Consider the following 23,428-nt stretch of genomic DNA (forward strand, 5'->3'; position numbering starts at 1 on the left):
ATGCCCTGGCTCGAACCGATCACCCTCAGCGGCCCCCACGCGACGTTGGAGCCGCTTCAGCCGGCGCATCGCGACGGGCTGATCGAGGCGGTGCAAGACGGCGAGCTGTGGAAACTTTGGTACACGGCCGTGCCGTCGCCGGAGAAGATGGACGCCGAGATCGCCCGGCGGCTGGCGCTGCAGGCGCAGGGCGCGATGCTGCCCTGGACGGTGAAGGACGCCGACGGCCGGATCGCCGGCATGACCACTTACATGAACGTCGATGCCGCCAACCGCCGGGTCGAGATCGGTTCCACCTGGTACGCGCGGCGCGTGCAGCGGACCGGGCTGAACACGCAATGCAAGCTGTTGCTGCTGCAGCACGCCTTCGAGGCACTCGACTGCATCGCCGTCGAGTTTCGTACACACTTCTTCAACCATCAGTCCCGGCGCGGGATCGAGCGGCTCGGAGCCAAGCAGGACGGCATTCTGCGCAATCATCAGATCGCATCCAACGGGACGTTGCGCGATACCGTGGTGTATTCGATCGTCGCCGCCGAATGGCCGACCGTGAAGGCTCATCTTAACTATCAGCTCTCCGGCAAGCCTCGGCCGGAAGCAGCAGGCGCCCGTTGATATCGATCAAGTTCCGACCTGCTATCAGCTTGCCGGTCGAAAGAATGATCGGCCAAATCGCCTCTGTTTGATCTACGTCATTCTGTGACCTGCATAACACCGCCATCATGCAGCCATGCCGTTTTATCGCTTCCACGTCCGTGATCCGATCAACCGCGTCGATGGCCCGGGCCACGACGGGGCGGCGCTGGCTGACGATATCGACGCCACCCTGTTCGCGGCCGGTGTGATCCAGCGGCTGGTGCAGTTGCAGCCGACGGTGCCGCTGACCTGGGCGATCGAGATCATGCAGGATCAGCGCACGGTCTGCGCGCTGCCGTTCGACAAGGGCTGCCAGGTGATGCTGCGGCCGGAGTGGGTCTGCGATCAGCCGACCGACGTGCATGAAGGCTGGCGCTGAGTCGCAGGTTGGCGGTTCTCGTCATTGCAAGCCGAAGGCGAAGCAATCCAGGGGCTCCAAGCACGGGGCTCCTGGATTGCTTCGTCGGCTTCGCCTCCTCGCAATGACGCGAGAGATGCGCTGCTACGCCGCCGCACCGGGCAACTGATCCGGCCGGTACAGCGTATCCACCGTCACCGTGCCGCGGGCGCGTGACACGCAGGCACACATCTTGGCGCTGGTCTGCTTTTCATGCGCGCTGAAGAACACGTCGCGATGGTCGATCTCGCCCTCGACGGTGGTGACGTCGACGGCGCAGACGCCGCATTCGCCGCGCTGGCAGTCCGAGATCACCTCGTAGCCGGCGGCGTTCAGGGCGTCGAGCATCGAGCGGTCGCGCGGCACCATGATCTCATTGCCGGTCGAGGCGATCCGCACGCGGAAGTCGCTGGTCGGCAGCCGGCCGCTGGAGCCGAACGTCTCGAAGCACAGGTCGGTCGGGCGCCGGCCGGCGTCTCGCCAGGCCTGCCGCGCCGCGTCCAGCATCCGCAACGGGCCGCACACAACGGCGATCGCATCGGCGGGGAGGGCGCGGAAGGTGGCGTCCAGATCGAGCCGCTTCCCGACATCCGCAGCGTGCAGCAACAGCCGGTCGCCCAGCAGGTCGGCGAGTTCCTCATGCAACGCGGCGTCGGCTCGCGATTTCACCGCGTAGTGCACGATCGGATCGAGGCCCTTGCGCGCCAGCGCGGCGGCGATGCCGAGCATCGGCGTGACGCCGATGCCGCCGGCGATCAGGCAGTAGGTGTTGCGGCTCCAGTCGATCTCGAACAGCGATGTCGGGTTGGTGATCTCCAGCCGCTGGCCCGCCTGCAGCGCCCACATTGCGCGCGAGCCGCCGCGGCTGTCGTCGGCAAGCCGGACGGCGATCCTTAGCGTGCCCTCGACCATGGATGGCACCAACGAGTAGCTGCGTCGCTGCGGCCGCCCGTCCACCAGCACGGCGATGTTGATGTGGCTGCCCGGCGGCCAGGTGCCGACCGGCGCATCCGGCTTCAGCACGATCTCGCGGATGGTCGGGGCAAGATCGCGCGTCGCCATGACGGTTGCGAAACTCCAGTGTTCGGCGAAGCGCATGCGGGCCTCCGTTACTTGTCGACCGACGCCGTCGCCAGCGCCAGCGCCGGCAGCAGGTCGAGATGCGTGCGGTTGCGCAGCGCCAGCCGCAGATTGCGTACCGCGAGCCGGGCGTGTTCGCGCATCACCGCTTCGGCGCGGGCGCCTTCGCGGTTCTCGATGGCGTCGACGACGGTGCGGTGATGGTCCTGCGCGATGACCAGGATCTGGTGGGCCTCCGGCAGCGCCGACTGCGCCATCACGAAGGCGCTCGGCGACGCGAAGGGCAATGCGGCGACGCGGTCGATCTGCCGCATCACCGGCGACGAGCCGGACAATTCGTTGAGCAGCGCGTGGAATCGGGCGTTGAGCGCGACGTAGGACGAGAACGCGTCGACCGAGACCGGATCCTGTTGCACCAGCTGATCGATGTCGCCGAGGCACTCCTTCAGCGGTTCGAGTTGTCGGGCGCTGACGCCGCGCTCGGCGGCGAGCCGTGCAGCGAGGCCCTCCATCGTGCCGCGCAGCTCGATCGAGTCGAGAATGTCGCGCTCGGAAAACGCCTTCACCATGAAGCCGCCGGACGGGATCGCCTGCAGCAGGCCTTCGTCCTCGAGCCGCACCAGCGCCATCCGCACCGGGGTGCGCGACACGCCGGTGATATCGACCGCCTGTAATTCGGAAATCCGCTCGCCGGCGCGGAGCTGGCCGGACAGCACCATGTCGCGCAGCGCGAGCTGCGCCCGCACCGTCTGCGACATTGAGCGGTCGGCGATCTTCTCGTTCATCGCTTACTCCGCCGCTTGCAGCCGCGGCGCGGCTTCCTTCGCGACCATGCGGTCGATCAGCTTGCGCGACCACATCGCGCCGGCATCGATATTGAGATTGTAGAACACGCGGTCCGGGTTTTCGCTGATGGCGCGCTGCTGAGCTTCGAGAATGATCTCGTCCTCGCCGAAGATACCCGACACGCCTTCGCGAATTTCAGTGGTGAGGCGCTGGTCGCCGAGCCGATAGTTGCGCACGAACGCCCAGAAGTAGTGGCAGGTCGTGTCGGTCTCCGGCGTCATGGTGTTGAGTACGAAGCCGTTGACGCCCTGCGAGCGGTCGCCTTCCGGCGCCCCGCTGCCGGCGGGCGCGACCCCAACGTCGATCGTCACGGTGCCGGGCGCCTCGAACCGGATGATCTGCCAGCGATCGACCGGACCCGGCTTGCGCAGCTGCGCCGCCCAGAACGGCGGCGCCTCGATGCCGCGCATCCACCGCGTCACGGTGACGGTGCGGTCGCCATGGGTGACGTCGAACGGCGCTTCGGCGACGGCTTCGTTGCCGATCGACGAGCCGTGGACGTAGGTCTCGTGGGTGAGGTCCATCAGATTGTCGACCACCAGCCGCCAGTCGCATCTGGCGTGGATGGTCTTGCCGTCGCCGGCCCAGGCCGGGTCGTCGTTCCAGTGCATGTCCGGCACGAGTGCCGGATCGGCCAGCGCCGGATCGCCCATCCACAGCCAGACGAAGCGATGCCGCTCGACCACCGGGTAGCTGCGCACGCAGGCCGACGGATTGATCGTCTCCTGCGACGGCATGTAGGTGCAGCGGCCCTGCGGACTGAATTTCAGCCCGTGATAGCCGCAGACGACGGTGTCGCCTTCGAGCCGGCCCTTCGACAACGGCACCAGCCGGTGCCAGCAGGCGTCCTCGAGCGCGGCGACGCTACCGTCGGCCTTGCGATACATCACCACGTGCTTGTTGCAGATCGTGCGCGGAAACAACGCGTGCTTGATGTCGGCGTCCCACGCTGCGGCGTACCAGGCGTTGAGCGGAAAGGCGGGCATCGTGGCCTCCCTGAAGATTATCATTGGGTTCAGACTGTATACATTAAGAGGTCACATGCAATAGAATTTCAAAAATCTGCATCATGAGATCCTAAGCTGGTATACCGAACTCCTATTGATCTCACGGACGGGAAAATCCTGACTGGACTGTTCGCTCTTTGTTCCGGTAGCCTCTGGTTCGCATCCGGGGGGCGGGGCATGAACGAGCTGGATGAACGATCCGATACTGAATTGCTGCAGGCGTGGCTGGACAGGGTCCGCGTAACCGGCGCCGTCGAGCATGTCGGAGCGTTCAATCGTCTCCAAGCTGAACTGGCAAGGATCGAGCGGGAACTGATCGCGCGCGGTCGCGGCATTGAACAGCTTCGCTCCTTGCTGACATACACCGACCCGGAGATCACCCGGAGTGCCGAGCTGGCGCTCGCCAGGGCGGAGGCATCCGCAAGCGCGGCGCGCGGCGGATGCCGTGCGTCCAGCGGGTGCGACGACGCGCACTCAGCGGCCGCGGGCCGACCGGCAGGCGCCGGCATCCTCGATGATCATCCGATATTCTGGCCGGCGCGACATCCGCCCCCAGCGGCGATGGAGCTCTCCGAGATCGCGCAGCGCCTCATCGCCGCGTTGCCGCTGGAGGCCGCGGCGCTGCTGCGCCAGCTTCGTCCCGCGATCGGGCTGTGGCCGCAGGCGGCGCGCGCCGACGCGCCGATCGACGGTTCCCGGCTCGGCGGCATGCCCTGCGCACCGCCGGATTGGCGCTGGCCGGTCGCCGCGACCGAGCCGATGCTGTTTCTCGGCCAGATCAACTGCGCCGACCTGCGCGGTCTGCCGGGCGCGGAGGCGCTGCCGTCGCAAGGCCTGCTGTCCTGCTTCGGCGACCACGACACGGTGATGGGGTGTCTGTTCACCGGGCAGGGCGGCGCCTTGTACCATTGGCCGGACACAGAGCATCTGATCCCGGCGCAGCCGCCGCTGGAGATGCTCACGGTGTTTCCTCGCGCCGAATTGTCGTTCCGGCCGATGTGGGACCTGCCGGACCCGGACAGCAGCGTCGTCACGGCGATCCTGCCGGATCGATCGCGCCAGGCGCTCTACAAAAGCCTGCACAGCGACTTGCGGCGGCACGGCCTTCCCGCCGTGCTGGACTATCCGTGCAATCGCAGCAAGCTGCTCGGCTGGCCGGATCTGCTGCAGGGTGAGAGTTTCGAGTTCACCCTCGATCAGCCGTTCGATCAGTACCGATTGCTGCTGCAGCTCGACGGCTACACCAACGGCAGCGAGATCGCCGACTGGGGGCCGGGCGGCTTCCTCTACTACTTCCTGTCCAAGCAAGACCTCGCCGGACGGCGGTTCGAGACGGCGGAACTGGCAATCCAGTTCACGTGAGTTGCGGTGATCGCCGTGGCCTGCAGGTCGCGAAAACGGCAATGCCCGGGGCCCGGGCATCGCGAGCTTAGTTCGAAACCGCGAACGAGCCGGCGGCTGCGCGCCTCACACCTCGCGGCGGCTGAGAAACGCCAGCCGCTCGAACAGGTGGACGTCCTGCTCGTTCTTGAGCAGCGCGCCGTGCAGCGGCGGGATCAGTTTGCGCGGGTCGCGTTCGCGCAGTTGCTCCGGCGACATTTCCTCGTTCAGCAGCAGCTTGAGCCAGTCGAGCAGTTCGGAGGTCGACGGCTTCTTCTTCAGGCCCGGCACGTCGCGCACCTCGAAGAAGATCTTCAGCGCCTCGGCCACGAGCCGTTGCTTGATCCCGGGGAAGTGCACGTCGACGATCGCCTGCATAGTGTCGGCGTCCGGGAACTTGATGTAGTGGAAGAAGCAACGGCGCAGGAACGCGTCGGGCAGTTCCTTCTCGTTGTTCGAAGTGATCATCACGATCGGGCGCTTCTCGGCCTTGACGGTCTCGCCGGTCTCGTAGACGTGGAATTCCATCCGGTCGAGTTCGAGCAGAAGATCGTTCGGAAACTCGATATCGGCCTTGTCGATTTCGTCGATCAGCAGCACCGGGCGCTGGCCGTGGGTGAAGGCTTCCCACAGCTTGCCACGCTTGATGTAGTTGGAAATGTCGGAGACGCGCGGATCGCCGAGCTGGCTGTCGCGCAGCCGTGACACGGCGTCGTATTCGTAGAGGCCCTGCTGCGCCTTGGTGGTCGACTTGATGTGCCAGGTCAGCAGCGGAGCGTTGATCGCCTTGGCGACTTCCTCGGCCAGCACGGTCTTGCCGGTGCCGGGTTCGCCTTTCACCAAGAGCGGCCGTTCGAGGACGATCGCCGCATTGACGGCGATCTTGAGATCGTCGGTCGCCACGTAATCCTTGGTGCCGGTGAATTTCATGCGTTTTCTGCCTCGTCTGGATCAGGCGCGCGCGCCCGTTGTTGTTGCTTTTGTCGTGAGCGCGCGGCCGCGGACGGCGGCCGCACATCGCTGCGATCTTCGGTATCAGGCTCTGCGGATCATGGCCAGCAGCACCAGGACGATCACCGCGCCGATCGCCGCGTTGATGATCGCGCGGAAGATGCCGGTGCCGAGATTGACGCCGAGGAACGGCAGCAGCCAGCCGGCGACCACGGCGCCGACGATGCCGATCGCGATGTTGCCGATCAGGCCGAAGCCGCCGCCGCGCACCAGCAGTCCGGCGAGCCAGCCCGCGATCGCGCCGACCAGCAGCCAGACGATGATGGAATCGATCCCCATGACAACCCCCAGGTCATTCGAGTGCTCAGCCCGCCGAGTGGGTGGCCGGGCCGGGCGACTTTAGTCGAAAAACCCGCGAGGTCTAGGCACCGGCGCCGGCGGATGGCGTGGCCGATCAGGCCGGCGTGCCGGTCCGGGTGGCGACGTCGGGGACCAACGATCCGGCGTCGCCGACAAAGGCAGGGGCCGCAACGCTGCAATCGCGGCCGCGCCGCTTCGCCTCGTAGAGCGCGATGTCGGCACAGCGGAGCAGCGTGGCCGGGTCGCAGATACTGGCGATCTTGTCGGCGATGCCGATGCTCACGGTGAGTCTGCCGCGCGCCGCGCTGGGGTTGACGATGCCGAGCGCGCGGATGGCTGCCTGCAGCTCTTCGGCGAAGGCGATCGCGACGGCCTTCCCGGTGCCGGGCAGGACGATGGTGAATTCCTCGCCGCCGTAGCGCGCAGCGAAACCGCCTGCGCCGGCCGCAGTCCCGGCCAGCAATCGACCGAGTTGCCTGAGCGCGTCATCGCCGGCGTGGTGGCCGAGACGGTCGTTGAAGCCTTTGAAGTCGTCGACGTCGATCATCAGCACCGACAGGTCATGGCTCGCCTCGAATTCGCCGGCGATGAAATCGTCGAGCGCACGGCGGTTCGGCAAGCCGGTGAGGGCGTCGGTCCTGGCCATTTCCGCAAGGCGGGAATTGAGTGCCTCGACTTCGTCCTCCATCTCCTTGCGGCGGGTGACGTCGCGCAGCGTGCAGACGATACTGCGCCCCGGCCGGCCATCCTGGCGGGTGAACCTGAAATTGGCCTCGAGCCAGACCATCGTGCCGTCGGCGCGTTCCATCCGGAACTCGGCGCGCAGCCCGTTGGGGACGTCAGGCAGACGCTTGCCCATCGCCTGGAGGCCCGCGACGTCGTCGGGGTGCATCATGTCGAAATAGACGCGGCCCAGAACCTCCTCCGGCCTGAAACCGAGCACGGTCTCGATCGACATCGACACGAAGGTGACGACGCCCCGGCCGTCGAGCACGACGACGACGTCGCCGATGTTCGCGTCGATCAGACGGTGACGCGCGTCACGCTCGCGCAGCAGCCTCTCGAAGCGCTCGCGGTTGCGCAGTTGCACCGCGAGCCCGGCCGCCAGCAGCACGATGCAGGCGAGCGCCGCCGTCGCCACCACGGCATCGGAGCGGACCGCCTCGCGCCAGTCGGCCAGCACCGACACCTCGGTGCGCGCGACCGTGACGACCAGCGGATAGCGCGATAGCTGCTCGTAGGCATAGTATTTCTGAAGGCCGTCGAACGGCGAGATTGCGAGATTGTATCCGACCGGGCTGCGCGGCAGCATTCTCTCGAAAAGCCGGCTCTTCGACAGGTCGCCCGCCGCCGTCGGCCAACGGACCAGGATATGGCCGTCGCCGCCGGACAAAGTGATGCCGCTGCCGGCGCCGAGATCGAAAGTCTTGTAGAATTCGGTGAAATAGTCGCTCTCGATGGTTGCGACGACGATGCCCGCGAAGCCGCCGTCTGCGGTTTCGAGTCGTCGCGTCACTGCAATCACCGGTTGACCCGAGGCGCGCGAGACGATCGGGCCAGTAATCCGCAGCTTCGGGTCGGCATGATCGCGGTGGTAGACGAAGTAGTCGCGGTCGGCATTGTTGATAGCGGGAGGCGGCGTCACCGACGCATGGTCGACGTCGCCTTTCGCGTCGAGGGTCGCGAGTTCCTTGATCTGGGGCAGCTTCTCCGAGACCTCGCGCAGCCGCGCGTCGAACCGAGCGCGATCGGGAAACGGCTGGAACCGGATGAAGGCGACGAGATCGTCCATCACCACGTCGGCCGATTGAATCGTGTGGGAGGCGTGTTCCGCCAGCGAATGCGCCAGATTGCGCATCTCCGTCTCGCTCTGCGCGAGCGCATTGCGTCTGGCGTCGTAGCCCTTCCAGACCACGAGCGCGAGCACGCAGGCGCTCATCGCCAGCACGAACATTGTGACGATCAGCGCCGGCGTCGACAGTCGGGCGATCGGATTGGACGATGGGAGGATGCGGGATTTCATCGGCCTGCGGGGGGCTTCGTTGCGCGCACAGCAGTGCACCGCCTTTGCTTACCCAACCGATAATCCGATCGCTGCGATTGATGGCATCTGCGGTTCCTGCGGAGTTTTCAACAGTCCCTGCGAAGGGATTGCACCTTGACGGGCGCGCAGGGTCGGGCAATCTGTCGGGCATGTTCCTTCAATTCTTCACGTCGCTGCGCGACGCTCAGGTCCCGGTCACGCTCCGCGAATATCTGACGCTGATGGAGGCGCTCGACGCCGATCTCGCGGATCAGAGCGTGGAGAATTTCTACTATCTGTCACGCGCCGCCCTGGTGAAGGACGAGCGCAATCTCGATAAGTTCGATCGGGTGTTCGGCAGCGTGTTCAAGGGGCTGGAGAATCTGCTCGACGCCATGGAGAAGGCGGAGATTCCGGCCGAGTGGCTGAAAAAGCTGGCCGAGAAATATCTCACCGAGGAAGAGAAGAAGCAGATCGAGGCGATGGGCTGGGACAAGCTCATGGAGACGCTGAAGAAGCGCCTCGAGGAGCAGAAGAAGCGACACCAGGGCGGCAACAAGTGGATCGGCACCGCCGGAACCTCGCCGTTCGGCGCCGAGGGCTACAATCCGGAAGGCGTTCGGATCGGGCAGGAGAAGAGCCGCCATCAGCGCGCGGTCAAGGTGTGGGACAAGCGCGAGTTCAAGGATCTCGACGGCAATGTCGAGCTCGGCATCCGCAACATCAAGGTGGCGCTACGCCGCCTGCGCAAATTCGCCCGCACCGGCGCGCCGGACGAACTCGATCTCGACACCACGATCCGCGAAACCGCCAATCACGGATATCTCGACGTGCACATGCGGCCGGAACGGCGCAACGCCGTCAAGGTGCTGGTGTTCTTCGACATCGGCGGATCGATGGATTCGCACGTCGCCCAGGTCGAGGAGCTGTTCTCGGCGGCGAAGAGCGAATTCAAGCACATGGAATATTTCTACTTCCACAACTGCCTCTATGAAGGCGTGTGGAAGCAGAACAAGCGGCGCTTCACCGACCGCACGCCGACCTGGGACGTGCTGCACAAATTCCCGCACGACTACAAGGTCGTGTTCGTCGGCGACGCCTCGATGTCGCCTTACGAGATCATGGTGCCGGGCGGCTCGGTCGAGCACGTCAACGAGGAGGCCGGCTCGGTCTGGCTCGACCGGGTACTGCGGACCTATCCGCACGCCGTCTGGCTCAATCCGGTGGCGCAGCGGCATTGGGACTACTCGGAATCGACCACGATCATTCGCCGCCTGTTCTCGGATCGGATGTATCCGATCACGATCGAGGGCCTGGAAGGCGCGATGCGGGAGTTGGTTCGCTAACCCGAGCTGCTATCAATCAAGAACGAGGGATCCGAGGGAATGCCCCAGACCATCACGCGCGGCATCAAGGCGCTGCTCGACGAGGCCAACGCGCAGATCGAGACGATCGGCATTGCCGACGCGGTCGCGCTGCACAAGGCCGGCCCGGCCAGCGACGTGGTGATCGTCGACATCCGCGATCCGCGCGAGATCGAACGCGACGGCCGCATCCCGGGATCATTCGCCTGCACCCGCGGCATGCTGGAATTCTGGATCGATCCGGAAAGCCCCTATGCCAAGCCGGTGTTTCAGGGCGACAAGAAATTCGTGTTCTATTGCGCCGGGGGCCTTCGCTCGGCGCTGGCGGCGAAGACCGCGCAGGACATGGGGTTGAAGCCGGTGGCGCATATCGAAGGCGGCTTCGCCGCCTGGCGCGACGCCGGCGGGCCGGTCGAGGCCTGGGTGCCGAAAAAGCCGAAAGGCTGAGCCGCGATCGGCGCGCGCGGACTTGACCGGCGTCGCTGTTTTCTCAATGACGATGCCGCGCCGCAGAGTTTCCGGCGATGTTGTGTTTCATTCGCCTGCGGCGGAGACTTCCCGATGACTGCCATTGAAGATCCGTTGGTCTCCACCGATTGGCTTGCCGCGCATCTCGGCGATCCCCAGGTCAAGGTGCTCGACGCCTCGTTCAAGATGCCGGGCGTGCTGCCGCGGCCCGGCGACGATTATCTCGCGGCGCACATTCCCGGCGCGGTGTATTTCGACGTCGAGGAAGTCTGCGACCGCGCCGATGCGCGGCCGCATATGTATCCGGACGCGGCGCAGTTCGCGCGCGACGTCGCGGCGATGGGCGTCTCGTCTGGCGATACCGTAGTCGTCTACGATGCCGGCGGCTGGGTCGCAGCGCCCCGGGCGTGGTGGATGTTCCTGTCTTTCGGCCACGCCGACGTTCGCATCCTCGAGGGCGGCCTGAAGAAGTGGCAGGCGGAAGACCGGCCGACCGAGTCAGGAAAGCCGTCGCCGAAGCCGGGCGTCTTCACCGCAACGCTCGATCCGACCTATCTACGCAGCAAGGAGCAGTTGGTCGCCAATTTCGACAGCGGCGCCGAGCAGGTGATCGACGCTCGTGCCGCCGATCGGTTCGAGGGCCGCGTGCCGGAGCCGCGCCCCGGCCTGCGCGCGGGCCATATCCCGGGCAGCCGCAATCTGCCTTACAACGAACTGTTCGACGCCGCGACCGGGCTGATGAAGTCACGCGATGAGTTGCGGAAGGCTTTCGTCCGGGCCGGCGTCGATCTCGACGGCCCGATCGTCACCAGTTGCGGCTCGGGCGTGTCGGCGCTGGTGTTGACGCTGGCATTGTACCGGCTCGGCGTCCGCGGCACCGCGCTGTACGACGGCTCTTGGTCGGAGTGGGGGATGCCGGATGGTCCGCCGATCGCGACGGGGCCGGCTTAGGCCTAGCCCGCCTCAGGTCGGCGGCAGGCCGAACGGCGATTCCTCGGAAGACGGCCGGGCGACGACCGGACGCCGGCGCCGCTCCTCGGCCTGACGGCGCCGATTGATCTTGCTCCTGGTCTTCGCCGGCTTGTCGGCCTTCGGCTGCATCACCTTCGGCTGTTCAGCTTTCGATGCCGGATCGCCGATCGACCCGGTCGATTCCGGGTCGGCTGGCTTGGCGGCCGGATCGACAGTCGCCGCGGAGCCTGACCCGGCCGGTTGACCGGGTGACTGTACGATCGGTTTGATGGTGGGCCGCGGGTCGCGCTTCGGCGTCGGGATCGGGCCGGTGAGCGCGGTGACCTGCGGCAGATCATTCGCTGCGGGGGCGCTGTCGGCCGGCTGCGGCGTCGCGGTTTCGACGGAGGCGGCGGCTGGGAGCTGTTCGGTCGCCGTTGCAGTGGGCTTTTCAGCTTCCACCCTGGCGGCTTCCGAGTGGGCGGGCTCGGGCTTCGCCGCGGTGTCGATGGCGCTCGCGGTTGCAGACGGCTCCGACGTTGCCGCTGGCGCCATTGCAGGTTGTTGGTTGGCGCCTGGCTGTGCGTCCTGCTCGGCCACGACCGATCCTGCCGCCGGCCCGGCGGTTTGATCGGGGGCTTTGTTGTCTGGAGCCTTCAGTTCGGCCGCGGGCGGCGTCGCGATCGTGGTGTCCGGCGTAGCCGTCTCGGCGGATTCGGGCACGCTTGTCACGGCGGCTTGTGGCGCCGACTCGGTGGCCTGAACGGGCGGCGCCGCAATCGACTGTTCGTCGGGCACGACCGGTTCAGCCGCCGGAGGTTCGACCCGCAGCAGGCTGAGGGTCGGCATCGCCGGCTCGGCCGGCCGGAGGGCGAGCGCGATCTGGGCCGGCCGGCTCGACCGGCCACTGGCGAACTGCTCATGCGCGGCGCGCAATAACGCCGCGGCGCCAAGCCCAAACACCAGCATCGAAACCGCAAGCACGACCGCCGCGAAAAGGAACCGGACTCCGGGAAGCATCTCGGGTTCATTCCGTCTTCGGCGACCATCGCGCGAAGACACTTGAGCAACACCAACGCGGTGACCACACGGGCTCTGTTCGACGGTAACGCGATGCGCACTGCGAATCAGAGCAGATCGAGAATAGCGCAATGGATTCACAGTGCCGTGCGAAAATTTCAGGGACTCGTCTTGTCGCTGCGCGATCGTTTGCGATGCGGATACAGCGACCACGGCGCTGCCGCGCGCGGGATCCGGCCCGGATATCGCTCGTGCGGCGGAGGCGCCGAAATATCGCGCAATAACCGGAAAGCCTGCACAAAGCGCCCCGCGGATTGGACCTCGCCGCATCGAAGACGCGACAAATGCAGCACAGACCTTCAAATACCGTCGAATTTGGCGTGAATGTGCCGGTCTTGTCTTGAATGTGCCGCGATCCTGCGGCATCTGCCCATGAGCGATCCGGTCTCGGCTGCGGTTTACAAACGGGCGATGATGAACAATCGAATCTTGACGTTGTTGGCGACGGTTGCGGCGATCTCGGCCGGAACGTCGGTGGTGCACGCGCAAAACTATCCGTCTGCGCCCGGATCCTATGTAACGCCGGCGCCGGGCGATTATCGCCAGGAGATGCCGAATTTTGACAATGTCGACGACGAGGATGGCATCGGATCCTCTGCGGCGCTGCCGCCGCCGGGTTTGGTGACCTCGCCGGACGATCCGCGCTACGGACGTCCCTCGAGCGCGCCGGTCTATTCCGATCGCGCTCCCGTGCCGCAGGGCCCGGTGATGTCGCCGGACGACCCGCGCTATGGTCGCCCGATGGGCGCCCCGCCGGTCTACTCGGAGCGCGCTCCGGTGCCCCAGGGGCCGGTGATGTCGCCCGATGATCCGCGCTACGGCCGGCCCGCCGGTCCGCCGTCGGTGATCTACTCCAATCGCGGCGACGGTTCGCTGCGCCCGCCCGAGGGTGTTGCCGGCGCCGGACAGCCGGGCGTTCCCCAGGTCGCGACCGGCTCGGTCCCAGCGGCTCCGCAGATCGGCGCCGACGGCCGGCCGCTTCAGGTGGCGGCGCTGCCGCCCGAGGAGCAGCCGGACGCCGATCAAGAATTCCAGTTGCCGCAACATCTGCGCCGGCAGGAGGTTGCGTTCCCGACCAAGGAGCCGGCCGGCACCATCGTGGTCGATACCGGCAACACCTATCTGTATTACATACTCGGCAACGGCCGCGCCATGCGCTATGGCGTCCGCGTCGGGCGCGACGGTTTCACCTGGAACGGCGTACAGAAAGTCAGCCGCAAGGCGGAGTGGCCGGATTGGCATCCGCCGACCGAGATGATCGAGCGCCAGCCCTATCTGCCGCGCTTCATGGCTGGCGGCCCCGGCAATCCGATGGGCGCGCGGGCGATGTATCTCGGCTCGACGGTGTACCGAATCCACGGCACCAATCAGCCTTCGACCATCGGCAAGTTCGTGTCGTCGGGCTGCATCGGCATGCTGAACGACGACGTCAGCGACCTGTTCGAGCGCGTCAAGGTCGGCACCCGCGTCGTCGTGTTGCCGGGCGGCGCGCCGCCCACGCCGACCGCGAGTGCCCAGTCGCCGCAGCCGGTTGCATCGGCCCAGCCGCCGCAGCAATCGCTGCAGATGTCCGTTCCCGGAACGCAGCCGACATCGGTGGCGCCGCTGCCGCCCCCCGTGACGATCCGCTGACATCGAGAAGCTCGCCAAAAAGCCCGCGCAGAGCGATCTGCGCGGGCTTTTTGCTGAGGTCGATCGGCCGGCTTCGCGGTGAGCTTCAGATCTGGCGCGGCGGTTTGCCGTGGCCGTGCTTGGCACGCCAGGCTGGACCGGGGCCGCGCATGTAGTGCAATTCGGGGCGATAGGGTTTGAACGCCTGGACGAAGAACTGGCCCCAGAATTCGCGGATCTCGCTGATCCATCCGTGGCGGCGCGGCTCGCCGATGGCTTCGCGCTGGACAGGCGCTTGCGATGTGAGGCTTGCCATGGGGCTCCCCCTGCGGTCTGCCATTGCGGCGGGAAGGGCGCACCGGCGCATCCTTCACGGCCAGTGTTGGCCGGGGTCATTAAGACTTTGTGCGAATTGTCCTGATTTGGGCTCAATGGCGCGGGCAGGCTGAATCATTGCTTAACGTCGCGCCTGCTCGGGTTGCCCTTTGCCGGACGCACCGTTACATCAACCTCGACCAATTCCCCCGCACGCATCGCTTTCAAGGACGCCGATGGCTCGCCAGTTCGTTTACTTCATGCAGGGCCTGACCAAGGCCTATCCGACCCGCAAGGTGCTGGATAACGTCCATTTGTCGTTCTATCCCGACGCCAAGATCGGCGTGCTCGGCGTCAACGGCGCCGGCAAATCGACCCTGCTGAAGATCATGGCGGGGATCGACAAGGAATACACCGGCGAGGCCTGGGTCGCCGACGGCGCCCGCGTCGGCTATCTCGAACAGGAACCGCAGCTCGATGCCGCGCTGAACGTGCGCGAGAACGTCATGCTCGGCGTCGCCAAGCAGAAGGCGATCCTCGATCGCTACAACGAGCTGGCGATGAACTACTCCGAGGAAACCGCCGACGAGATGACGGCGCTGCAGGACCAGATCGAGTCCGCCGGGCTGTGGGATCTCGACAGCCAGGTCGATCAGGCGATGGACGCGCTGCGCTGCCCGCCGGACGACGCCGACGTCACCAAGCTGTCGGGCGGCGAGCGCCGCCGCGTCGCGCTGTGCAAGCTGCTGCTCGACCGGCCCGAACTGCTGCTGCTGGACGAGCCGACCAACCATCTCGACGCCGAGAGCGTGTCGTGGCTCGAGAACCATCTGCGCAATTATCCGGGTGCGATCCTGATCGTCACCCATGATCGCTACTTCCTCGACAACGTCACGTCCTGGATCCTCGAACTCGACCGCGGCAAGGGCATTCCCTACGAGGGCAATTACTCGTCCTGGCTGGTGCAGAAGCAGAAGCGGCTGCTGCAGGAGGGGCGCGAGGACGCGGCCCATCAGAAGACGCTGGAGCGCGAGCAGGAGTGGATCGCCTCATCGCCCAAGGCTCGGCAGGCCAAGTCCAAGGCGCGCTACCAGCGCTACGATGAACTGCTCGCCAAGGCCAGCGAGAAGCAGACCCAGACCGCGCAGATCATCATCCCGGTGGCCGAGCGGCTCGGCAACAACGTCGTCGAGTTCGACCACCTGACCAAGGGCTTCGGCGACAAGTTGCTGATCGACGATCTGACCTTCAAGCTGCCGCCCGGCGGCATCGTCGGCGTGATCGGCCCGAACGGCGCCGGCAAGACCACATTGTTCCGGATGATCACCGGGCAGGAGAAGCCCGACGGCGGCACCATCACCGTCGGCGAGACCGTGCATCTCGGCTATGTCGATCAGTCGCGCGACAGCCTCGACGCCAAGAAGACGGTGTGGGAGGAGATTTCCGGCGGCAACGAGCAGATCCTGCTCGGCAAGAAGGAAGTCAATTCGCGCGGCTATTGCTCGTCGTTCAATTTCAAGGGCGGCGACCAGCAGAAGAAGGTCGGCTCACTGTCGGGCGGTGAGCGCAACCGCGTCCACCTCGCCAAGATGCTGAAGTCGGGCGCCAACGTGCTGCTGCTCGACGAACCGACCAACGACCTCGACGTCGACACGCTGCGCGCGCTCGAAGAGGCGCTGGAGGATTTCGCCGGCTGCGCCGTGATCATCAGCCATGACCGCTGGTTCCTCGACCGCATCGCCACGCATATCCTGGCGTTCGAGGACGACAGCCATGTCGAGTGGTTCGAGGGTAACTTCCAGGACTACGAGAAGGACAAGATGCGGCGGCTGGGGCAGGACGCCATCATCCCGCACCGCGCGAAGTACAAGAAGCTGACGCGTTGAGGCGCGTCAGTCCGGCGTGATCAAAGCAACGTCCGGGAAGTAGCTGTGGTAGCGGCCGGTATCGCGCGTCAGGATGGGAATTCCCGCGGCAGACGCGTGCGCGCCGATGAAGAAATCAGCCAGAATGCTGGTTCGAACGCCGCCGGCGCGGCGATAGTCGCTGAACACCCGGCCGGCGATATGCAAAGCCGGTTTGGAGAGCCACTCGAAGTCGAGGTCCAGATTTTCGACAACGGCATCGAGCGCGCTCTGGCTCGCATATCGGCTCGCCAGTTCAGCGTAGATGATCTCGTTGATCAAGAGTGGGCCGTGCTGAGACTGCTGTCGGAGCGCCTTAGTCGACCACAGCTGCCAAGTCTGATCCATCGACAGAATATCGATCAGAACATTGGTGTCGACCAGCGTCACTTCTTGTAGTCGTCCGCGGGATCGCCGCGCAATTCGCGCATAATCTCGTCCGTGTTGCCGCGGATCGGATAGCGCTTCGCGATCGATTGCAGTTTTGTCAGGTACTCACGCTCCGAGCCGGATTTTCCAATGTAGATCCCGCCCGACGCGGTGTTGCGGATTTCGACCTTGTCACCGGGTTTGATGCCGGCTGTATCCCGCACCTTTTTCGGCAGAGTGACTTGCCCCTTGATGGTGACGGTCGAACTCATGCTGAACCTCGTATTACTCTTTGCAAAAAAGTAATACTCAAGCGCCGGACTGTCAACTCGGCTTTCCAAGGGGGCCTGGGCAGATGCGCAGCCTCAGTTGCAAAATCCCGCCGGATCAATAGGTTTCCAGCCACGCGGGGGCGCGAGGGTGGAGTGGATGGCCGACTGGAGTGCCGAGCAATATCTGAAATTCGAGGACGAGCGCACCCGCCCGGCGCGTGAGTTGCTGGCGCAGATCCCTGTGGTCGCGCCCGGTAAGGTCGCCGATCTCGGTTGCGGGCCGGGCAATTCGACGGAGCTCCTGGTCGAGCGTTGGCCCGATGCGTCCGTGATCGGCGTGGATACCTCCGCCGACATGCTGCGCCAGGCCCGCGAGCGGCTGCCGCAGCAAAAGTTCATCGAGGCCAATGTGGCGCATTGGGCGCCGCCGCCGGGCACCGAGGTGCTGTTCGCCAACGCGGTGTTCCAGTGGGTGCCGGATCATCTGAAACACCTCAAGCGGCTGATCACGGGACTCGACGAAGGCGGCGTGCTCGCAGTCCAGATGCCCGACAATGTCGACGAGCCGTCGCACGTGATGATGCGCGAGGTCGCATTTCAGGAGCCGTGGCGGCACCAGCTCTCTCAGGCCGCCGAGCTTCGCGACCTGCTGCCGAAACCGGGCGCCTATTACGACGCCCTGCGGCCGCTGTGCAGCCGTCTGGATATCTGGCACACGGTCTACAACCACGTGCTCGACGACGCTGCGGCGATCGTTGAATGGGTCAAGGGCACCGGCCTGCGCCCGTTCATCGACCCGCTCGACCTGCACGAGCGCAAGGCGTATCTGGCCGCCTATACCGCGCGGGTCGCGGCCGCTTATCCGCCGCAGTCCGACGGCAAAGTTCTGTTACGCTTCCCGCGTATTTTCATCGTCGCGATCAAGTAACGGCCCGCGCATTCGCGAATCGCCAGCTGCGGTTAATCGCCGCTCCCCGGCGTCTCGACAGAATCGCACGGAGTTCCCACTTGAGAGGTCCCCGATTTCCCCCGCCTGGAGCTTCCCCCATGTCGATGACGCCCGAGACGCCGCTGCCGCCGAAAGGCGTGGGGCTGCGCCCGATTCCCATGCTGATCTTCGGCTCGCGCTGGTTGCAGCTGCCGCTCTATGTCGGGCTGATCGTCGCCCAGGGCATCTACGTCGTGCTGTTCCTCAAGGAGCTGTGGCATCTGTTTCAGCACTCGTTCGATTTCAGCGAGCAGCAGATCATGCTGGCGGTGCTGGGGCTGATCGACGTGGTGATGATCTCCAACCTGCTGGTGATGGTGATCGTGGGCGGCTACGAGACCTTCGTGTCGCGGCTCAACCTGCAGGGGCATCCCGACGAGCCGGAATGGCTCAGCCACGTCAATGCCAGCGTGCTGAAGATCAAGCTGGCGATGGCGATCATCGGCATCTCGTCGATCCATCTGCTGCGCACCTTCATCGAGGCGGGGACCCTCGGCGCGCCGGGTCGGGCCGGCGGCTACACCGAGACCGGTGTGATGTGGCAGACCATCATCCACACCATCTTCATCCTGTCGGCGATCGGCATCGCGGTGGTCGACCGGATATCGAACCAGGCGATCGACGAAGCGAAGACTCATTCCGGGAAACATTGACGATGCGGGTCGTCGCCGCTGTCGCCGCGATTGGCGCGGCGCTGTGGTTGACGCTGGTCCCGGCCGCCGCACAGGCGGCCGATGCCGGCTTCACGCGCTTCGTCGCCTCGCTGTGGCCCGAGGCGCAGCAGGCGGGCGTTTCCCGCGCGACCTTCGATGCCGTAACGGCGGGGCTCGAGCCGGACTACAAGTTGCCGGACCTGATCCTGCCGGGACGGCCGAAGACCGGGGCGCCGTCCCAGGCCGAGTTCGTGCAGGTGCCGGCCGACTATCTCAAGGAAGCGCGGATCGAAAGTCTGGCCGCATACGGCCGCGGCCTGCTGCAGAAATATCGCCCCACGCTCGCCGCGATCGAGCAGCGCTTCGGCGTGCCGGCGACGGTGGTTCTGGCGATCTGGGGTCGCGAGACCGATTTCGGCCGGCACAGGCTGCCCTATGATGCCGTCCGCGTGCTGGCGACGCAGGCCTATGTCGGACGTCGCAAGGAGCAGTACCGCCTCGAGCTGATCGCGGCCTTGAAGCTGATCAGCGACGGCGTGGTGACGCGCGCCGACATGCGCTCGTCCTGGGCCGGCGCCACCGGGCTGACGCAGTTTCTGCCGACCGAACTCGACAAGCACGGCGTTGATTTCGATCGTGACGGCCGCGTCGATATCTGGCGCTCGGTGCCGGATGCGCTGGCGTCCGCCGCGCAGCAACTCGTCAACAAGGGCTGGAAGCCGGGCGTGCGTTGGGCTTACGAAGTCCGCGCACCGGCCAATGCCGATTGCACCCGGGGCGTGCCCGAAGTCAGCCAGCCGATCGGGCAGTGGCTGCGCGAGGGATTTGCGCTGGCGCGCGGCGGCAAGCTCGGCGCCGGCGAACTGGCGGAGCCCGCGTCGCTGCTGCAGCCGGAGGGCATCTACGGTCCCGCCTTCCTGACGACGAACAACTATTTCGTCATCAAGCAGTACAATTTCTCCGACCTCTACGTGCTGTTCGTCGGCCATCTCGCCGACCGCATCACCGATCCGCGGCCGTTTGCGACGCCATGGGCGGCGACGAAGCAGCTCCGCACCGCCGATGTCGAAACGATGCAAAACGAGCTGACGCGGCTGGGCTTCTACAACGACAAGATCGACGGCAAGGCCGGGATGCTGACCCGCGCCGCGCTCGGCGCCTATCAGAAGTCCGCGCGACTGAAGCTCGATTGCTGGCCGAGCGAAATGGTGCTGCGTTCGCTTCAGACCGCGCGGTAACCGCCGCGGTCAGATGATCGCCCGGCGGACTTTCGCGGTGATCCATTCGCTGACGACCACGGTGGAGAGGATCATCAGCAGGATCAGCGAGACCTGCGGCCAGGCCAGGGTGTTGAGCGAACTCTCCAGCGCCAGCCCGATGCCGCCGGCGCCGACCAGGCCGAGCACGGTGGATTCCCGGATGTTGATGTCCCAGCGGAACACCGCGATGGTGGCGAAGGCCGGCAGGATCTGCGGCCAGATCCCGTAGCTGATCACCTGGCCGGGACCCGCGCCGGTGGCGCGGATCGCCTCGACCTGGGTGTCGTCGATTTCCTCGATCGCCTCGTACAGCAGCTTGCCGATGAAGCCGATCGAGCGCAGCGCGATGGCGATGATGCCGGCGAGCACGCCGGGGCCGAGCACCGCGACCAGCAGCAGGCCCCAGATCAGCGCGTTGATCGAGCGCGAGCCGACGATGATGAACAGCGCCAGCGGGCGCACGAAAGCCACGCTCGGCGTGGTGTTGCGCGCCGCCAGAAAGCCCAGCGGCGTCGCGATCACGATCGCGATCAGGGTGCCGAGGGTGGCGATGTTGAGCGTGTCCCACAGCGGTTTCCAGAGCTGGCCGGCATAGCTCCAGCGCGGCGGCAGCATCCGGCCGAAAATGTCGACGGCCTGCTGCGGGGCATTCTCGACAAACGCCCAGATGGTGTCCGCGGTCATGATCCGCCAGCACAGCACCGCGACGGCGACCAGCGCCAACCAGCCGAACCAGCGCCAGCGCTGTTCGTCGGGCGTCAGCCTGCGCCAGTGTTGTGCGCCGTCGGCGCCGATCGTCACCGCCATCTCAGGCCACCTTCCTGCGGATCCAGCCGGAGGCGTATTCGCACAGCAACACGATGGCGATGATGATCAGGAGGATCGCCGCGGCGCTGTCGAATTCGTAGCGATCGAGCGCGGTATTGAGCGTAGCGCCGATGCCGCCGGCGCCGACGATGCCGATCACCGAGCTTTCGCGAAAATTGATGTCGACCTGATAGGCGGTGAGGCCGACCACGCGCGGCGTCACCTGCGAGGCGACCGCGTAGTCGATCACCTGCCAGAAGCCGCCGCCGGTGGCGCGGATCGCCTCGACCTGCGCGGGGTCGATCTCCTCGATGTCGTCGGCGATCAGCTTCGACAGGAAGCCGATGGTCGACAGCGACAGCGTCAGAAAGCCCGCGAAGGTGCCGAAGCCGAACATCGCGACGAAAAGAATCGCGACGATGATCTCCTGAAACGACCGCGCCAGCGCGATCACCGCGCGGCAGACGCCGTAGAGCCACACCGGCGCCAGGTTGCGCGCGGCGCCGAGCCCGATCGGCAGCGCCAGGATCACGCCGAACACGGTCGCGCAGACCGTCATGGTCAGGCTTTCGATCAGGCCCTGCTGAATGTCGCTCCAACGCGACGTGAAGTCTGGCTGCAGGAATCCCGCGAACAGCCGCGCGGCGCGCGCCATCCCCTCGACCACGCGGGTCCAGTCCACGTCGACGCTCGACAGCGCCAGCCAGAGATAGCCGAGCACGGCGGCGGCGACGGTGATCCGCAGCCAGCGGTTCTCGATGAGTTGCGGCCGGTGCCAGACCGGCGCCGGTGATCGGGCGATGGCGTCCATTACAGTCGCGCCAGCGCCGGATCGAGCTTGAGCGAGGCGGGCAGGTCGGCGGCGCGCGGTGGCGCATCGACAGAGTCGGCGTCTTCGTCGGAGGTTTTCGACCAATCCTCTTCGCCATAGATGCGGGTGAGGACATCGGGCGTGAGGCCGGAGGCGGGTCCGTCATAGACCACTTCGCCGGCGCGCAACCCGACGATGCGCGGCAGAAACAGCTGTGCCAGCGCGACGTCGTGGATGTTGACGATGGCGGCGAGGCCGCGCTCGGCGCAGAGTTCGGTGATCAGCCGCATCACCTGCCGCGAGGTCTTCGGATCGAGGCTGGCGGTGGGCTCGTCGATCAGCAGCAGTTCCGGATCCTGCGCCAGAGCCCGCGCGATGCCGACGCGCTGGCGCTGGCCCCCGGACAGCGCGTCGGCGCGCTTGTCGACCTGTTCGCTGAGCCCGACCCGGGCGAGCAGTGCGAAGGCGCGCTGCACATCGGCCTGCGGAAACCGCCGGAACCAGCTCGCCCAAAAGCCGACATAGCCGAGCCGGCCGGACAGCACGTTCTCCATCACGGTGAGGCGCTCGATCAGCGCGAATTCCTGGAAGATCATTCCCATCCGGCGCCGTGCCTTGCGCAGTTCCGTGCCACCGAGTCGGGTCAGTTCGGTGTCGCCGAGCCGGATCGAGCCGCCGGTCGGCTGCACCAGCCGGTTGACGCAGCGGATCAGGGTGGATTTTCCGGCACCGGAGGGGCCGATCAGGCCGACGATGTCACCCGCGCCGATGCTGAGCGAGACGTCCTTCAGCGCCCGATCACCGGTCTTGTAGCGCTTGTCGAGGTTTTCGATTCTCAGCACGGTGATTTCCCCGAATCGCATTGGCCGGCGCCCGACATGCGTCGCGCCGCCCGGATTTCAATCCGGACGGCGCCGCTCGGCAAGGGGGGTGTTACTTGCAGGCGTAGCTGACGCCCATCGCCTGATCGATCTGACGCACCACCTGCCACTTGTCCTTGAACGAGATCTCCATGAACTTCTGCTGCGGCGGATCGGACTTCTCGAACTCCTTCAGGAGTTCGGTGCCTTCCCACGGGTAGGAGAAGAACGCCTGCTTGATCTTGGCCTGCAGTTCCGGCTTCAGATTGTAGACCATCCCGTAGCCGGTGGTCGGAAACGGCGCCGAGGCGTAGATCACCTTCAACTGATCGGCCTTCACTACGTTGCGCGCGATCATCCGGTCCTTGACCGAGGAGGCGATCGCGGCGGCTGGATAATCCTTGTTGGCGACGCCGAGAATCGAATTGTCGTGCTTGCCGGAGAACACCGGCTCGTAGTCCTTCTGCGCTTCCATCTTGAACTGATCGCGCAGCAGGGCCGAGGGCGCCTTGTAGCCGGAGTTCGAAGTCTCCGAGGTGAAGGCCATCTTCTTACCCTTGATGTCCTCGATCTTCTCGATGCCGGACCCCGGATAGGTGATGATCTCCATCTTGTAGCCGAACTCGTCCTTGTTCGACGCCATCATCGCGAACGGGCGGAAGCCGGCGCAGTTCACCGCGATCGGATTGGACCCGGTGTTGAAGCCCGCGACATGCAGGCGGCCGGCGCGCATCGCCTCGATCTGGGCGGCGTTGGACTGCACCGGGAAGAACTGCACGCGTTTGCCGGTGACCTGCTCCATATGCTTCAGGAAGCCTTCCCAGACCTTGGCGTAAACGGCGGGGTCTTCCACGGGCGTGTAGGCGAACACCAGCACCGGGGGATCGATCTGCTCCGACGCGTTGGTCGGAACGTCGGCCAACAGGTCGCCGTCGGCATCGGTGAAGCGGGGATCGAGGGCCCACGCGCTGCTCGACAGAGACATGCCGACAGCGGCGCCGAGGGCCAGGGTCCGAAGAACAGAACGGATCACGAA

The 23,428-nt window shown here is 65.8% G+C and carries 25 protein-coding genes; 11 read left to right on the plus strand and 14 right to left on the minus strand.

From position 1 onward, the window contains the following. Both RPB_RS09580 and RPB_RS09585 read left to right on the plus strand, forming a co-directional pair. The gene (locus RPB_RS09580) at window positions 1-615 is read left to right on the plus strand and encodes a GNAT family N-acetyltransferase (protein ID WP_011440800.1); all 615 of its coding nucleotides are present in this window, start codon (window positions 1-3) and stop codon (window positions 613-615) included. A 115-nt stretch (window positions 616-730) separates the two neighbouring features. Continuing rightward, entirely contained in the window at window positions 731-1,015 is a 285-nt protein-coding gene (locus RPB_RS09585; protein WP_011440801.1) for a hypothetical protein, read from the plus strand. Window positions 1,016-1,138: 123 nt separating this feature from the next. Here the strand turns inward: RPB_RS09585 and RPB_RS09590 are convergent, their stop codons facing one another. From RPB_RS09590 to RPB_RS09600, 3 genes are read right to left on the minus strand one after another with little or no spacing between them, the layout of a single operon-like run. After that, a complete protein-coding gene (locus RPB_RS09590; RefSeq protein ID WP_011440802.1) occupies window positions 1,139-2,131 on the minus strand; it encodes a PDR/VanB family oxidoreductase in 993 nt (330 codons plus the stop codon). Window positions 2,132-2,142: 11 nt separating this feature from the next. Continuing rightward, on the minus strand, window positions 2,143-2,898 hold the full coding sequence (locus tag RPB_RS09595; RefSeq protein WP_011440803.1) for a GntR family transcriptional regulator: 756 nt from the start codon (window positions 2,896-2,898) through the stop codon (window positions 2,143-2,145). A gap of 3 nt (window positions 2,899-2,901) precedes the next feature. Further along, complete coding sequence (locus RPB_RS09600; RefSeq protein ID WP_011440804.1) at window positions 2,902-3,945, minus strand: aromatic ring-hydroxylating dioxygenase subunit alpha; 1,044 nt, start codon at window positions 3,943-3,945, stop codon at window positions 2,902-2,904. A gap of 582 nt (window positions 3,946-4,527) precedes the next feature. On the opposite strand from RPB_RS09600, the gene RPB_RS09605 reads away from it, so the two are divergent. Next, window positions 4,528-5,328, plus strand: coding sequence for a DUF1963 domain-containing protein (locus RPB_RS09605; RefSeq protein WP_245258334.1), 801 nt, complete (start codon window positions 4,528-4,530; stop codon window positions 5,326-5,328). A 105-nt stretch (window positions 5,329-5,433) separates the two neighbouring features. Here the strand turns inward: RPB_RS09605 and RPB_RS09610 are convergent, their stop codons facing one another. The 3 genes from RPB_RS09610 to RPB_RS09620 all read right to left on the minus strand — a co-directional run bounded on the left by RPB_RS09610 (window position 5,434) and on the right by RPB_RS09620 (window position 8,680). After that, window positions 5,434-6,276 carry an AAA family ATPase gene (locus RPB_RS09610; protein ID WP_011440806.1) on the minus strand — a complete coding sequence of 281 codons (843 nt, stop codon included), beginning with the start codon at window positions 6,274-6,276 and terminating at the stop codon, window positions 5,434-5,436. A gap of 105 nt (window positions 6,277-6,381) precedes the next feature. Beyond that, a complete protein-coding gene (locus RPB_RS09615) occupies window positions 6,382-6,636 on the minus strand; it encodes a GlsB/YeaQ/YmgE family stress response membrane protein (protein WP_011440807.1) in 255 nt (84 codons plus the stop codon). A gap of 115 nt (window positions 6,637-6,751) precedes the next feature. Further along, window positions 6,752-8,680 (minus strand): sensor domain-containing diguanylate cyclase, encoded by a 1,929-nt coding sequence (locus tag RPB_RS09620; protein ID WP_041798149.1) that lies wholly within the window; start codon window positions 8,678-8,680, stop codon window positions 6,752-6,754. A gap of 170 nt (window positions 8,681-8,850) precedes the next feature. Here RPB_RS09620 and RPB_RS09625 point away from each other — a divergent pair, with 170 nt between their 5' ends. The 3 genes from RPB_RS09625 to sseA all read left to right on the plus strand — a co-directional run bounded on the left by RPB_RS09625 (window position 8,851) and on the right by sseA (window position 11,463). After that, on the plus strand, window positions 8,851-10,026 hold the full coding sequence (locus RPB_RS09625; protein ID WP_011440809.1) for a vWA domain-containing protein: 1,176 nt from the start codon (window positions 8,851-8,853) through the stop codon (window positions 10,024-10,026). Between the two features lie 39 nt (window positions 10,027-10,065). Then, window positions 10,066-10,491, plus strand: coding sequence for a rhodanese-like domain-containing protein (locus RPB_RS09630; RefSeq protein WP_011440810.1), 426 nt, complete (start codon window positions 10,066-10,068; stop codon window positions 10,489-10,491). A gap of 114 nt (window positions 10,492-10,605) precedes the next feature. Continuing rightward, window positions 10,606-11,463 (plus strand): 3-mercaptopyruvate sulfurtransferase, encoded by an 858-nt coding sequence (gene sseA, locus RPB_RS09635; RefSeq protein WP_011440811.1) that lies wholly within the window; start codon window positions 10,606-10,608, stop codon window positions 11,461-11,463. 12 nt (window positions 11,464-11,475) lie between these two features. Here sseA and RPB_RS09640 read toward each other — a convergent pair whose 3' ends face one another. Beyond that, window positions 11,476-12,483: a hypothetical protein gene (locus tag RPB_RS09640; protein ID WP_041798151.1), complete on the minus strand. Its 1,008-nt coding sequence runs from the start codon at window positions 12,481-12,483 to the stop codon at window positions 11,476-11,478. 471 nt (window positions 12,484-12,954) lie between these two features. Here RPB_RS09640 and RPB_RS09645 point away from each other — a divergent pair, with 471 nt between their 5' ends. Continuing rightward, entirely contained in the window at window positions 12,955-14,175 is a 1,221-nt protein-coding gene (locus RPB_RS09645; protein ID WP_011440813.1) for a L,D-transpeptidase family protein, read from the plus strand. A gap of 85 nt (window positions 14,176-14,260) precedes the next feature. On the opposite strand, the gene RPB_RS09650 is transcribed toward RPB_RS09645, so the two are convergent. Further along, a complete protein-coding gene (locus RPB_RS09650; RefSeq protein ID WP_011440814.1) occupies window positions 14,261-14,470 on the minus strand; it encodes a hypothetical protein in 210 nt (69 codons plus the stop codon). Window positions 14,471-14,705: 235 nt separating this feature from the next. Between RPB_RS09650 and ettA the strand changes: the two genes are divergently transcribed. Beyond that, window positions 14,706-16,355 carry an energy-dependent translational throttle protein EttA gene (gene ettA, locus RPB_RS09655; protein WP_011440815.1) on the plus strand — a complete coding sequence of 550 codons (1,650 nt, stop codon included), beginning with the start codon at window positions 14,706-14,708 and terminating at the stop codon, window positions 16,353-16,355. 6 nt (window positions 16,356-16,361) lie between these two features. On the opposite strand, the gene RPB_RS09660 is transcribed toward ettA, so the two are convergent. Beyond that, a complete protein-coding gene (locus tag RPB_RS09660) occupies window positions 16,362-16,763 on the minus strand; it encodes a type II toxin-antitoxin system VapC family toxin (RefSeq protein WP_011440816.1) in 402 nt (133 codons plus the stop codon). Continuing rightward, a complete protein-coding gene (locus RPB_RS09665; protein WP_011440817.1) occupies window positions 16,760-17,014 on the minus strand; it encodes an AbrB/MazE/SpoVT family DNA-binding domain-containing protein in 255 nt (84 codons plus the stop codon). The genes RPB_RS09660 and RPB_RS09665 overlap by 4 nt, the downstream gene beginning before the upstream one ends. A 157-nt stretch (window positions 17,015-17,171) precedes the next feature. Here RPB_RS09665 and tam point away from each other — a divergent pair, with 157 nt between their 5' ends. The 3 genes from tam (at window position 17,172) to RPB_RS09680 (ending at window position 19,893) form a co-directional block, all read left to right on the plus strand. Further along, window positions 17,172-17,942, plus strand: coding sequence for a trans-aconitate 2-methyltransferase (gene tam / locus RPB_RS09670; protein ID WP_011440818.1), 771 nt, complete (start codon window positions 17,172-17,174; stop codon window positions 17,940-17,942). Between the two features lie 119 nt (window positions 17,943-18,061). After that, on the plus strand, window positions 18,062-18,655 hold the full coding sequence (locus RPB_RS09675; protein ID WP_011440819.1) for a TIGR00645 family protein: 594 nt from the start codon (window positions 18,062-18,064) through the stop codon (window positions 18,653-18,655). Between the two features lie 2 nt (window positions 18,656-18,657). Further along, on the plus strand, window positions 18,658-19,893 hold the full coding sequence (locus RPB_RS09680) for a lytic murein transglycosylase (RefSeq protein ID WP_011440820.1): 1,236 nt from the start codon (window positions 18,658-18,660) through the stop codon (window positions 19,891-19,893). 9 nt (window positions 19,894-19,902) lie between these two features. Here the strand turns inward: RPB_RS09680 and phnE (RPB_RS09685) are convergent, their stop codons facing one another. From phnE (RPB_RS09685) to phnD, 4 genes are all read right to left on the minus strand, one after another. After that, window positions 19,903-20,721, minus strand: coding sequence for a phosphonate ABC transporter, permease protein PhnE (gene phnE, locus RPB_RS09685; RefSeq protein ID WP_011440821.1), 819 nt, complete (start codon window positions 20,719-20,721; stop codon window positions 19,903-19,905). 1 nt (window position 20,722) lies between these two features. After that, a complete protein-coding gene (gene phnE, locus RPB_RS09690) occupies window positions 20,723-21,532 on the minus strand; it encodes a phosphonate ABC transporter, permease protein PhnE (RefSeq protein ID WP_011440822.1) in 810 nt (269 codons plus the stop codon). Next, window positions 21,532-22,374 (minus strand): phosphonate ABC transporter ATP-binding protein, encoded by an 843-nt coding sequence (gene phnC, locus RPB_RS09695; protein ID WP_041798653.1) that lies wholly within the window; start codon window positions 22,372-22,374, stop codon window positions 21,532-21,534. The genes phnE (RPB_RS09690) and phnC overlap by 1 nt, the downstream gene beginning before the upstream one ends. Before the next feature lie 91 nt (window positions 22,375-22,465). Continuing rightward, window positions 22,466-23,377 carry a phosphate/phosphite/phosphonate ABC transporter substrate-binding protein gene (gene phnD, locus RPB_RS09700; protein ID WP_245258360.1) on the minus strand — a complete coding sequence of 304 codons (912 nt, stop codon included), beginning with the start codon at window positions 23,375-23,377 and terminating at the stop codon, window positions 22,466-22,468. Window positions 23,378-23,428: the final 51 nt, after the last annotated feature.

This window comes from Rhodopseudomonas palustris HaA2, assembly GCF_000013365.1.
Classification (GTDB): domain Bacteria; phylum Pseudomonadota; class Alphaproteobacteria; order Rhizobiales; family Xanthobacteraceae; genus Rhodopseudomonas; species Rhodopseudomonas palustris_J.